We start from the raw sequence: 13,372 nt of genomic DNA on the forward strand, positions 1-13,372 counted from the left end.
GCGGTGAAAACTGGCTAAGAGTGACGCATTCCCGTCAGGCCGGCCCCGGCCCCGGAAACTTGGACGGCCCCGGCCCCGGAAACGACGCTGACAGCGGCGCCGGCGTTGGTGCCCAGTCCGCGGACCACCCAGCCCTCCGCCTGCCAGGCAGCAGCATCGAGGACGTTCCTGGCGTCCAGGATCACGCGCCGCCGCACCAAAGCGCCCGCAGCGGCAGGGCCCAGGCGCCTGTATTCATCCCACTCAGTAAGGAGGAGCACCAGCTCGGCACCCTCCAATGCCCGCGTTGCGGAGGCTTCGAACCGCAGCTGCGGGTACCGCAGCCACGCGTGGTTCACGGCTTTCGGATCGGTCACCGTCACGTGCGCGCCGGCCGCTGCCAGCCGCGCCGCGACGTCCAGGGCGGGGGAGTCGCGGATGTCATCGGTCTCGGGCTTAAAGGAGGCTCCGAGGATGGTGATGGCGCGTCCGGACAGCGCGCCGCCGCACAGTTTCGCGGCCAGGGACACTGTCCGGGTCCGCTGGCGGACGTTGATGGCATCCACCACACCCATCCAGTCGTTCACCGGGTCCACGCCCAGAGCGGCGGCCTGGCTGCGGAGGCTGCGGATGTCCTTGGGCAGGCACCCGCCGCCGAAGCCCAGCCCGGCATGCATGTAGCGGTTCCCGATCCTCGGGTCCATGCCCATGGCCTCGCTGAGTTCGGCCACGTCCGCGCCGGACGCGTCGCACAGTTCGGAGATGGCGTTGATGAAGCTGACCTTGGTGGCCAGGTACGCGTTGGCGGCCGACTTGATCAGTTCAGCCGTGGCGAAGTTGCACACCAGGCGCGGAATGCCGGCGTTCAGCAGCGGCTCATAAACGGCATCCAGGGCGGCCGTCACGGCACGCGGCGCCCCGGTCTTGGGGTTGAAGGCCGCGGCGCGTCCGCCCGCCACACCGTAGACCAGCCGGTCCGGCACCAGCGAGTCCTTCACTGCCGTGCCCTGCCGCAGGAACTCCGGGTTCCAGCCCAGCTGCACGTCCGGCCGCCCCGCGAGGACGCCCTGGAGCATGTCCACCGTGCCCACGGGCACCGTTGATTTACCGACGACGACGGCGCCCCTCGCCAGGTGCGGGAGCAGCGCCTCGGTGGCGGAAACGAGGAAGGTGAGGTCGGCGCCGTCGGACGTCTTGGACTGCGGCGTCCCGACGCACAGGAAATGGACCTGGGCGCCGGCGGCAGTGGCGACGTCGGTGGAGAACGTGAGGCGGCCGGTGCTGCTTCCGTCGCGGAGCAGTTCGTCCAGTCCGGGTTCGAAGAAGGGGGCATGGCCGCGGCCCAGCTGGTCCACTTTGGTGGCGTCCACGTCGATGCCCACCACGGTGTGGCCCATGGACGCGAGCGTGGCGGCGTGCACGGCTCCGAGGTAGCCGCAGCCGATCACCGATATTTTCACAGGGACGCTCCACTTTTGGTTTGGGCAGGCTCAACCACCGGGCGGCGGCTCTTGGTTTCGACGGTTTCAGCCAACGGTTCTCCGGCGATTACTGATAGGTACTGACGCACAAGCTCGGCGCTGAGCACCGGCCACGTCCGCGCCTGGACCGAGGCGTGCGCTGTCGTGGCGAACGCGCGGCGCTTGGCGTCGTCGCCCATGAGGTCCATCACCCGGGCCCGGAAACCGGCCAGGTCGCCGGGCTGGTACAGCCAGCCTGTACGGGAGTTTTCCACCAGGTCCAAGGGTCCGCCGCGGCCCGTGGCCACCACCGGTACCCCCGATGCCATGGCTTCCTGGATGGTCTGGCAGAACGTCTCGAACTCGCCGGGATGGACAAAAAGGTCGAAGGACGCCACCGCCTTCGCCAGCTCCTCACCGCCGAGGAACCCGGTGAACACGGCGCCCGGCAGGGCTTCCTGCAGGGCGGATTTTTGGGGTCCGTCGCCCACAATCACCAGCTTGGTGTTCGGGACGTTGGCGAGCGCGGCGAGGTCCTCCACCTGTTTTTCGATGGCCAGCCGGCCGACGTAGCCGATGATCCGCTCACCGCCGGGGGCAACCGTTGCCCGCCACCCGGCGTCGCGCTTTTCCGGCGAAAACCGCGCGGTATCCACACCGCGCCGCCACATGCCCACCCGCGGAATCCCGCGGCCGCGCAACTGGTTCAGCGCGAAGGTGGACGGCACCAGGGTGCGGGTGGCCAGCAGGTGGATGTTCTCCACCCGGTTCCACGCCCAGTTCTCCAGGAACGGCACACCATAGCGTGCGGCGTAGCTGGGAACCTCGGTCTGGTAGATGGCTATGGTGGGGATCCCCAACTGATGCGCGGCCTGCACTGCCCGCCACCCGAGGATAAACGGCGATGCGAGGTGGACAACGTCGGGTGCGTAGTCGGCAAGGATTCGCTTGACCCGGTACACACCGCCCATCGCCACTCGCACGTTGGTGTAGCCGGCCAGCGGAACTGCGGGAACCCGGTGCACCGTCGCGCCGTGAACCACCTCGGCCGGTCCCACGAACTCGGAGACAGCATAGGTGGAAGGGGCGATGACCAGGACCTCGTGGCCCTGGTCCTCCAGGTGTTCAAGCACCCTCAGGATGGAGTGGGTCACTCCGTTCATCAGCGGCAGGAATGACTCGGCAACAATTGCGATCCTCACCCATCCACGGTGGGCGCGGCGCCTGTCGGGGCGGGGTCACCCGGGTTGAGTCGAGGGAAAGCTTGGGTTAACAGATCAGCCCTTGGCGTCAGCCGTCGTCGCCGTGCCGCAGCACGTCCGGGAGTTCATCCACATAGACCGTTTGCGGCGGCTCGAAATAGATGACCAGCACCTCGTCACCGACCGCGAAGACGCTTGTCTTGTCGAAGGGGTGGGCATGGAACGCGTTGGTGCCGCCCAGGTAGGGCAGCATGACCTCGCCGAGGGTTCCGGGGCCGATGCGCCCGGTCACGCGGCCGATCTTGCCGGTCAGGCTCCGGTCAACGTTTCTATGCATCGGGGCCTTTCGCGGGGCGCTTGCCTTCCCGGCTGTTCTTCAGTGCCGAGGACAAGGCAGGGAGGTAGTCGCCCACCTGGGCCAGGATGCCGCCCAGCATCTTGTTCACGCCCTCGCCGCCGTTCAGCACGGTCATCTGGCCCACGTGGGAGAAAGGCTCGGCCGCTGCGGCGATGATGGCCGGCATGTTTTCGGCCAGCTGCTGCGAAATGACGGCGTCCTGGTTGGTCCCGAGTGCTTCGGCCCGGGCCTTGATGCCGTCTGCCTCGGCCAGCGCCTTGGCCTTGATGGCGGAGGCCGCGGCGTCACCGCGGGCCCTGGTGGCAGCGGCTTCGGCCTCGCCGGTGACCTTCGTGGCTCCGGCCGCGGCCGCCGCGGCAGTGGCGTTCGCCTGGGCCTGCAGTTCCGTCCGGCGGGCGTTGGCCTGGGCCTCAAGTTCGGTGCGGCGGGCCAGCGCCTCGGCGGCGCTGATGTCCGCCGCCTTCTGGCCCTCCGCGTCTGTGCGCTTGGCATACGCCTTGGCGTCGGCGGGCTTCCGGACCGTGGTCTGGAGCTTCTGCTCCTCCCGGTCCGCCTCAAGCTTGGCCACCTCAGTTTCCTGGACGACGACGTGCTGCCGCGCCGTCGCATCCGCCAGCGGTCCGGCCTGGGCGGCCTCGGCTTTGGCCCGCTCGGCGTTCGCCTGCGCCACCGACTGCCGGATGGCCGAAACGCTCTGCGCGTCCGCGATCATTGCAGCCGCCTCGGCCTCCTTCTCGGCGGCCTCGCGGTTCCGCGTGGCCTCCGCGATCCGGGCCTCCATTTTGACCTGGGCGATGTGGGGCTTGGCGATGTTCTGGATGTACCCCGTGGGGTCCTGCAGGTCCTTGATCTGCAGCGAATCCACCACCAGCCCCAGCTTCTCCATTTCCACTCCGCTGGCGCTGCGGACCTGGGACCCCATCTTGTCCCGTTCGCGGATGATCTCTTCCACGGTCATGCTTCCGATGATGGACCGCAGGTGGCCCTCAAAGACGTTGTAGACCTGGCTTTCCATTTTGGGCTGCTGGCCCAGGAAACGCCTGGCCGCATTTGCGATAAACGCCGGGGCGTCGCCGATTTTGTAAATTACGACGCCTTCCACAATCACCTGGATGCCCTGCCAGGTCACGCAGGAAACCTTAAGCTCCGTTTCATTCAGCGTCAGGGAAAGCGTGCGAACGGTCTGCAGGCCCGGAAATACCAGGGCGCCCTTTCCGGTGACAATCTTGAAGTCCATGCCGGCCCGGGTTTCCAGGGTTCCGCGGGTCAGGCCGGAGATGATCAGGGCCTCATTGGGCTCCGCCACTTTCCACATCAGTTTGATGGCCCCCCAGACAAAGCCGACCACCAGCATTGCCCCGATAATCGCGGCAAAAAGCGGGAAGAATGCTGACAGATCCGGCATATCGAGGTCCTTTCGCGTGCGGAACAGGCCTCCCAGGAAAGCCCCAATAATGGCAGCTGCTCAGTCCCTGCCGGTATTGCGCGCCTCCAATTCCGGCCAGCTGGCCAGCTGTTGTAGACAGTCTGGTTGGCGCCCGCCCAAGAGTCCAGAGCGCGGCCTGTTGCGTGGGGGTTTCAACAGGCTGGATCTCGACCGGCCAGGTTCCTATTTGCCGAGGATCTCGCGGGCAACGCGCTGGGCCTCGATCTCCTCAGGGGCAACGGTGGTTCCGCGGAGGTATCCGGCGGTGGCCATGATTTGCCGCAGCTCGGCTTGGGTGCGCGGCGTGGTCACCCCGTGGTGGGCCATGGCATGGCAATTGGCGCAGAGCGGAACCAGGTCCGTGAGCGGATCCAGCTGGTAGCCGCCGCCGAGTTGGGCCGCGGGCACTACATGGTGGACGTCGATGAAGTCTTTGCCGAGCTCGCCGTACGCCAGTTCGAAGGAGAACCCGCAGGCCGCGCAGCTGTTGCCGCGGTGCGCGATACACGCCCGCCGGGCCTCGGGGTCACGCTCGTACCGGTTGGCGGTGACGCGCGCGACGGCGGTCTCGGGGTACGTGCCGGGCACAGGTTGGGTGGGGTCTGGTCCTTGCGCCGGCCCGTGAGTGGCCCAGAGCGTCCGGACCGCGGCTTCGTCGCCGGACTCCAGCGCCATACCCTCGGTTTCGGTGCTGTCCCACACGACGCCAGGCACCGCTGCGTCGAGGACCGCCGCAGGCACGTGGTCGCCCAGCGGCAGGAGCGCATCGAACGCCACCTGCACGGTGAACTCCGGGTGATCCGCGGTGGGCGCGGACTCCGACAGGACGACGCCATGGCCGATCAAACCGGGACCGTGCGCTCCCAACAGGACCAGCCACACGCCGGTGCCGGCGGCAACGCTCCGGCCCACGTTCCAAGGCTCCAGGTGCAGCCCTGTCACGGCGACCTGTTCAGTAACAGCCGCGTAGTTCCAGCGGTTCCAGCCGGCCTGGTCCCAGCCCAGGATGATGTCGCTCATGGGGCCATTGTTGCAGGCCCAATGGCCCGTGCCGCCTTTGGCGCGGACGGACACTTGGGGCCCTGATTTCCAAGCGCGAACTTGCAGGTAATCCTCTCAAAACCGAGTTTTGAGAGGGTTACCCTGCCGGTGCGCGCCACGGCGGGCAACAAGTGCCCGTTCGCGCTGGACCCCGGGCATGGCACCCAGTGGCCACGCGTCGTCGCAGAAACCACGCGCCGTCGTCGTCCGCTAAGAAGGGCACAAAGAAGCCGGTGCAGCTGTTCGCGGAACGCGGCAACTGCACCGGCGAGTAGGACGAAAATTCAGAACTTATTGATCATTTCTCATTCGCGGCTCCTGTATCCCGGCTTGTCATTTCCGGGCTATTTCCTCTGGCCGGACATGTTCCTGGAGAACAGCCAGCCAGCAGCTACCATCGCTACGCCCAGCACCAGGTGGGTCCAGTTGTCAGCCATGTTGAACGACAGGAAGTTGGCCGCCGAGTCAACGCCGACACTGAGCCCGAAAATGCTGAGGATGATGTACAGCGCGCCTGCTCCGATGAGGAAGTTCCGTGCGCCATGTTCGGTCCGGGACATCGCCCAGCCCGTTGCGCCGATGGCCAGCTGCACAATATTGAGCAGTATGGACACCTGGAACAGCCCAAGGAACATGGCATGGGAATCAGGTCCCAGGAACATCAATTCGCTGTACTGGGTGGTGACGCCGGGGATAAAGCCCAGGGCACCCACCACCAACAACAGGATACCTACTCCCATGCCGGCATTCTGGACGTCTGCGCGCCCAAAATGAACGTGTGCATGTGGGGATGCGGTAGTCATTTTTTTCTGCCTCCAACCACTGATTGCGGACATTCCAATTTTACGGCGGACCCGCGGAAAAAGCGCCGAATCAGGCCCGGATGGGGACATCTGCCCAGCGACATGAGCGACCCGGACGAGGCGCCCCGACACTCTGAACGCCCGAAGACGGCGCCATCACCGGCGGCGGCCGTCCCGCCGCCGCACCCGTCGCGGGTTCACAATCAGCGCGGCGGACTACGAACTCTGGTGAGGCGCGTCTCGCAGGGGGAATGAGCCTGTCGAAGCCCGGTCCGAAGCCCCGGCCGTGACACCATGGGACACGATGAAACTGCGCGCTGATCAGACCGGAGACCGAGGCCTTCCCATGCCCTTGTGGCTGCAGGGAGGCCTCGAAACGGCGCAGGCTGCCATCATCTCCGCGCTCCTGGCGGTGGTTCCCGTTGTGGCCGTGTGGGCCACCGCGGGTTTCCAGAACGCAGCCTTTGATGCCCTGGCCCGACTCGCCGGCCAAGGCTGGCTGCTGATTCACGGGGTGCCGTTGCAGCTCGCCGTCGTGTCCGGTGAGGCTGGTGCGGCCGGCAGTCCAGGCTCCGGCCTGCTGACCCTGGTGCCCCTCGGCCTGACCCTGATCCCGTTTTTGCTCGCCTGGCGTGCGGGGCGGCGCCTGGCCCGGGCCTCCTATACGGACCAGCTGTGGCAGGCGCTGCTCGGGTCCTGGGTGGTCTACTCGGCGTTCGGCGCTGCCACCGGCTTTGTGTGCCGCACGGCCGATGTCGTCATTAACATCTGGTTGGCAATGCTCATCCCGCTCATCCCGTTCGCCCTCGGCATGGTGATCGGCGCCCGCCGCGAGGCAGGCTCATGGAGCCGGCTGATCGGCGTCGACGCCGTCGACTGGATCTCGCGCACCAGCCAGCATTCCCGCTGGGCCGGCTCCTATCTGGGCTCCGCGGCGAAGGCGGGCTGTGTGGCCCTTCTGGCGGCGTTTGCGCTCGCCGGTGTGCTCCTGGCCGTGGACCTTTTTATCCACTGGAACCTGGTGATTGCTGTCTACGAAGCGCTCGACGCCGGCGCGGTAGGGGGTGCCGCCCTCACCATCGCGCAGCTTGGGTATCTGCCCAACCTTGTGGTTTTTGCGCTGGCTTGGGTCTCGGGTTCGGGCTTCGCCCTGGGCGTGGGCTCGCAGGTGGGTCCGCTGGGCACCGCCACCGGGCCGCTGCCGTCCATCCCGGTCTTCGCCGCTATCCCGTCGGGTCCACTGGACTACGGGTTCGTGGCGCTGGTGCTGCCCGTTCTGGCGGGGATCCTGGCCGGATGGTGGTTCCTGCGCGAAGGCGAAAACCATTTCGACGAGTGGCTCTCCATCAAGATTGACGCGCGCTGGTTCACGGCCACGGTGTCCACGCTTGCCCTCGGCGCGCTGGTGGGCGCTGTGTCCGGCCTGCTGGCCGCGGGCCTGGCCTGGCTGGCCCGCGGCTCCGCCGGGCTGGGCCGCCTCACGGCCATCGGACCCGACCCCTTGTGGATGGGACTCTGGATTGCCGCGGAGGTGGGCATCGGCGTCGTGATCGGTTACGCAGCCGGACCGTGGCTGGAACGCCAGCAGCACGTGGATGAGGAAGCGGAACTGGCCCGCTGACTTTCGTGGCTCTTGCTGGCGTGGCTGTTGCTGGCGTGGCTGCTACCGGAGACCCGGCAGCGAGCTTTCCAGCTGGACCCGGCAATTGGAGAGCGCCTGGTCGGTAAGGGCCTCGCGTGAGCAAGCCTGGAAGTCCTGGACCTGGCGGAAAAACAGCGCCGTGGCAAGGATGACCAGCAGCATGATCAGCGATACCACCAGCCCCGAGATGGTGCCGAACAGGACCAGCTTGGACTCCTTGAGCCGAGCCGACCGGACCAGCAGAAGGATACCCAGCACAAAGCTCGCCGCGGTCAGGATGCCGGTGAGCCAGAGGTAGCTGACGTCGAGCTGGTAGACGAAGAAGGCGCCCAGCACGGTGACAATGAAGATCCGGAACAGGTTGCGGGTTTTGGTGAGCGAGTCCTTGGCGGCGTCGCTGAGCGGCTGTTTGGTCCGTTGCTGGCCAGCCGGTTCCGGGGTGTTGTTCATGTTTTCCAGCCTACGCGAGCGTGCCCATAAGCTAGACCCATGCGCATCGTAGTCCTCGTTTCCGGTACCGGGTCCAATCTCCAGTCAGTCATCGACGCCGTCAAGGCAGGGGAGCTGGAAGTGGAAATCGCCGCGGTAGGTGCCGACCGGGAGGGGACCTACGGCGTCGAACGATCCTCGGAAGCCGGGCTGGAGACGTTTGTGGTCAACTTCAACTCCTTCCCCACCCGCGACGAATGGGATGCCGCTCTGACCGCCCGCGTGGCGTCCTACGCCCCGGACGTGGTGGTCTCCTCCGGCTTTATGCGTATCGTCAGCGCCGACTTCATCGCAGCCTTCAACGGCAAGTACCTCAACACCCACCCCGCCCTGCTGCCCGCCTTCCCCGGCGCCCACGGAGTGCGCGATGCCATGGCCTACGGCGTGAAGGTCACCGGCTGCACGGTGCACTGGGCCGACGCCGGGGTGGACACCGGGCCCATCATCGCCCAGGAAGCCGTCACGATTGAACCGGGCGACACCGAGGAATCCCTGCATGAACGCATCAAGGTGGTGGAGCGCCGCCTCCTGGTCAACACCCTGGCAGCCCTCGCCGCCGCTTCCTAGTCCCACCCAACTGACTCGCATTTAACGTCGTCATTCGGGGTTTTCACGACGTTATCTGCCAGCCAGATGCGTCCGGAGAGTCAGTCCTGTGGATAACTCATGAGCGGGCACGAAGAATTTGCAACCATGAGGAATGAGAAATCCCCGTCCCCTGCCTGTTGAGCTAACCGCGGTGCCCTTCACGGTCTACGAAGCGGCAGACGCCGGGGTCAGCGCTGGGCGCCTGAGGTACCGGGGGCTGAGCATCCCCAGCCGTGGTGTGCGTATCCCGGCTCAGCTGGCAGCTGTGGACCCTATCGCCAAAGTCCGTCCCTATACGATCGTGACTCCGTTTTCGGCAGCCTCCCACGCCACAGCTTTCAAGTTGTGGGACTTGCCGGGATTTCTTCCCGGCCGCGACGACGGGAGGATCCACATCTCGCGTCCGGACACGATGGCGATTGTGCGTCGCACCGGAGTGGTTGGGCATGTTGGGCAGTTCTTTGCCGACGAAATTGTGAACCTCAACGGCCTGGTTATCACGTCCCGCCCGCGGACGTGGCTGGACTGCGCCCGGAAGATGGGCATTGACGAACTGACCGTCGTCGCCGATCATCTGCTGAGGATTCCCAGGCCTGAATTCGAGGGAAGATCCGAGCCCTATGCGACAATGGCCGGCCTGGCGGATATGCTCGATCGGCACAAAGGTACGCCTGGCATTCAGAAGGCGCGCCTTGCTCTGGAACAGGCCCGGATTGGATCCGACTCCGCCCAGGAAACCAAACTTAGACTGGCACTGGAGTACCGCGGGCTGCCCGAACCGCAGCTAAACGTTCCTGTGGAACTTGGCGCCGGCGTCGTACGTCAACCCGATCTCGCCTATCGGGAACAAAAAGTTGCAGTGGAGTACGACGGCGAAGGCCATTCCGAGACGGCGCAGATCGTCCGCGACATTGCCCGCGAAGAGGACTTTGCCAGGGCGGGGTGGTTGCTGGTCCGGATCTCGAGACGGCACATGGAGAACGAAGCCCGCGCCGCCGTCGCCAAAGTCCGCTCAGCGCTGATGAACCGCGGCTGGTCGCCCAAGTGACTGGCAATTAACGTCGTGAAAAGCGGGAATGGCGACGTTTAATGCGAGCCAGTTGGGAGGGGGCTACTCGAGGCGGCGCTGCTTGGTTTCGGGGGAGAAGAACGCCATCCAAAGGACGGCCACCAGCACCAGCCCGCCGGCCAGGGCGAAGGACGTGGCCAGGCCGAGTTCGGGCCAGAAGTAGTTCGCAAATATCAGGGGCCCAAAACCAGCCCCCAACCGCGAAAATGTTGACGCCCAGCCGAAACCCGTGCCGCGGAGCTCGGTGGGGTACAGCTCAGACACGTACGCGTAGAGCACCGGAATCGCTATCTGCACCACAAAGCCGAATACCAGGAGCCAGAACACGGCTGCGGTGGGGATGTCCACCACAATCGCCACGATCACCAGGGTCAGTGCGGACAGCGGGCCGGTGATGGCCAGGATCCATTTGCGGCCCACACGCTCCACCAGCAGCGCGGCCACAACAACACCCAAGAGCCCAACCGCGGCCATGGACGCCGTGGTCACAAACGCCTTGTACTCGGCGAAGCCCGCGCCGATCAGGATCCGCGGCATCCATGTCAGGGACAGGTAGTAGACCAACAGGATGCTGAAAAACAGGGCCCAGGCCGTGGCCGTGATCTTCCAGTTGAACTGCCACACCAGCCGCAGCTGGTGCCAGGCGCTGCCGGCGGAGAGCCGCGGAACTTCCTGCGCGTCGGGCAGGCTGTAGGCGCGGGGTTCGGCGCCCGTTGCCGCCACGAGGTCGTCGATGACCTTGGCAGCTTCGTCGCGGCGGCCCTTGCGGATGAGGAACAGCGGCGACTCCGGGACGCTGCGCCGGACCCAGAACACCAGGAGCGCAGGCAGCACCATCACCAGCATGGTCAGCCGCCAGTCGCCGAACACGGCCACGAGGCCGGCGGACACAAAACCGGCAAGGGCCGCGCCCACCGGCCACCAGCCGTCCATCGCGGTGAGGACTTTCCCGCGCTGCTTGCGTGGTGTGAACTCACCCACGAGCGCGTAGTCCACCGGTATGCAGCCGCCCAGACCAAAGCCGGCCATAAAGCGGAACACGCAGAACCAGATGAAGTCGGGGGAGAAGGCGCCCAGGACCGTGAAGAGCGAGAAAATCAGCAGCGTGGCCGTAAACGCCTTCTTCCGCCCGATCGTGTCCGCGATGGTTCCCCACACAAACGCGCCCAGGGCCATGCCGATCAGGTTGGACGTACCCACCCAGGCCACCTCGCCGGGAGCCAGGGCCCAGTGCGTCGAGAGCAGCGGGATGAGGATGCCGTTAAGCGTCACGTCCCAAGCATCGAACATAAAGCCAAGGCCGCCGATCACGAAGATCCTGCCCTGGACTTTCCAACGCCAGGGCAGTTCCTGGACCACCTGTTCGCCGCTGGGCACAGTGGTGTAAGTATTCATCGCAGCCTCCTGTGAAAACTCTAACCGTGCCCACTGACGTTCACACTGCGGCCGGCAAGCGGGGCAAACCGCACAACACGATAAACTGGGCCCATCCCCACCAACCGCGGCACTGTTCCGCGAGATCAGACGGAGACTTTTTGTGAGCGTCACGCAGCCTGACCGTGTATCCATCGACCGTGTTCCCATCCGCCGGGCGCTGATCTCGGTCTACGACAAGACCGGTCTGGAGGATCTCGCCAAGGGCCTGCACGCGGCCGGCGTGAAGATCGTTTCCACCGGCTCCACGGCCAAGAAGATCGCCGCGGCAGGTATCCCGGTCCAGGAAGTCGAAGAAGTCACCGGGTCTCCGGAAATGTTGGACGGCCGCGTCAAGACGCTGCACCCGCGCGTCCACGGCGGCATCCTGGCGGACCGCCGCGTCCCCGCGCACATGGAAACCCTCGCCGGCATGGAGATCGAAACCTTCGACCTGGTGGTGGTGAACCTCTACCCGTTCGTTGAGACCGTGAAGTCCGGCGCCGCGCAGGACGATGTCGTTGAACAGATCGACATCGGTGGCCCCGCCATGGTCCGTTCGGCAGCGAAGAACCACGCCGCCGTCGCCATTGTTGTTGACCCCGCGTTCTACAACTCCGTGGTCACCGCCGCCGCTGAGGGCGGCTTTGACCTGAAGACCCGACGGCGGCTGGCCGCCAAGGCGTTCGCCCACACCGCGTCCTACGACAACGCCGTGGCCACCTGGACTGCCAGCCAGTTCCTGGATGAAGACGGCGACGGCGTCATCGACTGGCCTGCCTACGCCGGCCTGTCGCTGGAGCGCTCCGAGGTTCTCCGCTACGGCGAAAACCCGCACCAGCAGGCCGCGCTCTACGTGGACAAGGCCGCCCCGGCCGGCATCGCGCAGGCGGACCAGCTGCACGGCAAGGCCATGAGCTACAACAACTTCGTCGACGCCGACGCCGCCCTCCGCGCCGCGTTCGACTTCGCCGAGCCCGCCGTCGCCATCATCAAGCACGCCAACCCGTGCGGTGTCGCCGTTGGTTCCGCTGATGCTGCAGACCCGATCGCCGACGCCCACGCCAAGGCCCACGCCTGCGACCCCGTTTCGGCCTTCGGCGGCGTCATCGCCGCCAACCGGACGGTCACCGCAGCCATGGCGCAGACCGTTGCCGGCATCTTCACCGAGGTTGTCGTCGCCCCGGACTTCGAGCCGGCAGCCGTGGAGATCCTCGCCAAGAAGAAGAACATCCGCCTGCTCGCACTGCCCGAAGGCTACGGCCGCTACCCGGCCGAAATGCGCCAGGTTTCCGGCGGTGTCCTGGTACAGATGAGCGACAAGGTGGACGCCGACGGCGACAACCCCGCCAACTGGACCCTCGCCGCTGGCGAAGCCGCTGACGAAAAGACGCTCGCGGACCTCGCCTTCGCCTGGACCGCCTGCCGCGCCGCCAAGTCCAACGCCATCCTGCTGGCCGACAACGGCGCTGCTGTGGGCATCGGCATGGGCCAGGTCAACCGCCTCGATTCCTGCAAGCTGGCCGTCGAGCGTGCCAATACGCTGGGCGTTTCGGTGGAGTCCGACGTCGAAGGTGCTGGCGGTGCGTCTGGTCCGTCGACAGCAGAGGCGAGCGTTGCACCCGAGCGTGCCCGCGGCGCCGTTGCAGCCTCCGACGCGTTCTTCCCCTTCGCTGACGGCCTGCAGATCCTGATCGATGCGGGTGTACGCGCCGTGGTCCAGCCGGGCGGTTCCGTCCGGGATGAGGAAGTGGTCGCCGCGGCCAACGCGGCCGGCATCACCATGTACTTCACGGGTGCCCGCCACTTCTTCCACTAATCCCCACCGGCTCCCTAACCTCGCAAGGCCCCACCAGCTCCCTACCCTCGCAAGCTCGGGTCGGGGCCCTCGCTGGAGCGGTT

Annotated in this window: 12 protein-coding genes; 4 read left to right on the forward strand and 8 right to left on the reverse strand. The window is 66.1% G+C overall.

Annotated features, from left to right (window positions below):
* Positions 1-14 precede the first annotated feature (14 nt).
* The 6 genes from CXR02_RS04550 to CXR02_RS04575 all read right to left on the reverse strand — a co-directional run bounded on the left by CXR02_RS04550 (position 15) and on the right by CXR02_RS04575 (position 6,269).
* The gene (locus tag CXR02_RS04550) at positions 15-1,439 is read right to left on the reverse strand and encodes a UDP-glucose/GDP-mannose dehydrogenase family protein (RefSeq protein ID WP_104060925.1); all 1,425 of its coding nucleotides are present in this window, start codon (positions 1,437-1,439) and stop codon (positions 15-17) included.
* A complete protein-coding gene (locus CXR02_RS04555) occupies positions 1,436-2,641 on the reverse strand; it encodes a glycosyltransferase family 1 protein (RefSeq protein ID WP_104060926.1) in 1,206 nt (401 codons plus the stop codon). The genes CXR02_RS04550 and CXR02_RS04555 overlap by 4 nt, the downstream gene beginning before the upstream one ends.
* Before the next feature lie 88 nt (positions 2,642-2,729).
* Positions 2,730-2,978, reverse strand: coding sequence for a hypothetical protein (locus CXR02_RS04560; RefSeq protein ID WP_104060927.1), 249 nt, complete (start codon positions 2,976-2,978; stop codon positions 2,730-2,732).
* A complete protein-coding gene (locus CXR02_RS04565; protein WP_104060928.1) occupies positions 2,971-4,404 on the reverse strand; it encodes a flotillin family protein in 1,434 nt (477 codons plus the stop codon). Before CXR02_RS04565 ends, CXR02_RS04560 begins: the two co-directional genes overlap by 8 nt.
* Before the next feature lie 204 nt (positions 4,405-4,608).
* Positions 4,609-5,445: an HNH endonuclease gene (locus CXR02_RS04570; protein ID WP_104061077.1), complete on the reverse strand. Its 837-nt coding sequence runs from the start codon at positions 5,443-5,445 to the stop codon at positions 4,609-4,611.
* 365 nt (positions 5,446-5,810) lie between these two features.
* Positions 5,811-6,269, reverse strand: a complete 459-nt coding sequence (locus CXR02_RS04575) for a DUF4383 domain-containing protein (RefSeq protein ID WP_104060929.1) — start codon at positions 6,267-6,269, stop codon at positions 5,811-5,813.
* A 304-nt stretch (positions 6,270-6,573) separates the two neighbouring features.
* On the opposite strand from CXR02_RS04575, the gene CXR02_RS04580 reads away from it, so the two are divergent.
* A complete protein-coding gene (locus CXR02_RS04580; RefSeq protein ID WP_104060930.1) occupies positions 6,574-7,890 on the forward strand; it encodes a DUF6350 family protein in 1,317 nt (438 codons plus the stop codon).
* A gap of 42 nt (positions 7,891-7,932) precedes the next feature.
* On the opposite strand, the gene CXR02_RS04585 is transcribed toward CXR02_RS04580, so the two are convergent.
* Complete coding sequence (locus CXR02_RS04585; protein WP_104060931.1) at positions 7,933-8,361, reverse strand: hypothetical protein; 429 nt, start codon at positions 8,359-8,361, stop codon at positions 7,933-7,935.
* Positions 8,362-8,400: 39 nt separating this feature from the next.
* On the opposite strand from CXR02_RS04585, the gene purN reads away from it, so the two are divergent.
* Together purN and CXR02_RS04595 are read left to right on the forward strand one after the other, a co-directional pair.
* Positions 8,401-8,967: a phosphoribosylglycinamide formyltransferase gene (gene purN / locus CXR02_RS04590; RefSeq protein ID WP_104060932.1), complete on the forward strand. Its 567-nt coding sequence runs from the start codon at positions 8,401-8,403 to the stop codon at positions 8,965-8,967.
* Positions 8,968-9,100: 133 nt separating this feature from the next.
* The gene (locus CXR02_RS04595) at positions 9,101-10,036 is read left to right on the forward strand and encodes an endonuclease domain-containing protein (RefSeq protein ID WP_104060933.1); all 936 of its coding nucleotides are present in this window, start codon (positions 9,101-9,103) and stop codon (positions 10,034-10,036) included.
* Between the two features lie 63 nt (positions 10,037-10,099).
* On the opposite strand, the gene CXR02_RS04600 is transcribed toward CXR02_RS04595, so the two are convergent.
* Positions 10,100-11,452, reverse strand: coding sequence for an MFS transporter (locus CXR02_RS04600; protein WP_104060934.1), 1,353 nt, complete (start codon positions 11,450-11,452; stop codon positions 10,100-10,102).
* A 142-nt stretch (positions 11,453-11,594) separates the two neighbouring features.
* Here CXR02_RS04600 and purH point away from each other — a divergent pair, with 142 nt between their 5' ends.
* Positions 11,595-13,289, forward strand: a complete 1,695-nt coding sequence (purH, locus tag CXR02_RS04605) for a bifunctional phosphoribosylaminoimidazolecarboxamide formyltransferase/IMP cyclohydrolase (RefSeq protein ID WP_104060935.1) — start codon at positions 11,595-11,597, stop codon at positions 13,287-13,289.
* Positions 13,290-13,372: the final 83 nt, after the last annotated feature.

The sequence above is a fragment of the Arthrobacter sp. 4R501 genome (assembly GCF_002929755.1).
In the GTDB taxonomy this organism is placed as follows: domain Bacteria; phylum Actinomycetota; class Actinomycetes; order Actinomycetales; family Micrococcaceae; genus Arthrobacter.

Bases quoted from the DNA above. Each gene is read 5' to 3' on its own strand.
- CXR02_RS04560 (WP_104060927.1), bottom strand. From the start codon at position 2,978: ATGCATAGAAACGTTGACCGGAGCCTGACCGGCAAGATCGGCCGCGTG.
- CXR02_RS04565 (WP_104060928.1), bottom strand. From the start codon at position 4,404: ATGCCGGATCTGTCAGCATTCTTCCCGCTTTTTGCCGCGATTATCGGG.
- CXR02_RS04570 (WP_104061077.1), bottom strand. From the start codon at position 5,445: ATGAGCGACATCATCCTGGGCTGGGACCAGGCCGGCTGGAACCGCTGG.
- CXR02_RS04575 (WP_104060929.1), bottom strand. From the start codon at position 6,269: ATGACTACCGCATCCCCACATGCACACGTTCATTTTGGGCGCGCAGAC.
- CXR02_RS04580 (WP_104060930.1), top strand. From the start codon at position 6,574: ATGAAACTGCGCGCTGATCAGACCGGAGACCGAGGCCTTCCCATGCCC.
- CXR02_RS04585 (WP_104060931.1), bottom strand. From the start codon at position 8,361: ATGAACAACACCCCGGAACCGGCTGGCCAGCAACGGACCAAACAGCCG.
- purN (WP_104060932.1), top strand. From the start codon at position 8,401: ATGCGCATCGTAGTCCTCGTTTCCGGTACCGGGTCCAATCTCCAGTCA.
- CXR02_RS04595 (WP_104060933.1), top strand. From the start codon at position 9,101: ATGAGAAATCCCCGTCCCCTGCCTGTTGAGCTAACCGCGGTGCCCTTC.
- CXR02_RS04600 (WP_104060934.1), bottom strand. From the start codon at position 11,452: ATGAATACTTACACCACTGTGCCCAGCGGCGAACAGGTGGTCCAGGAA.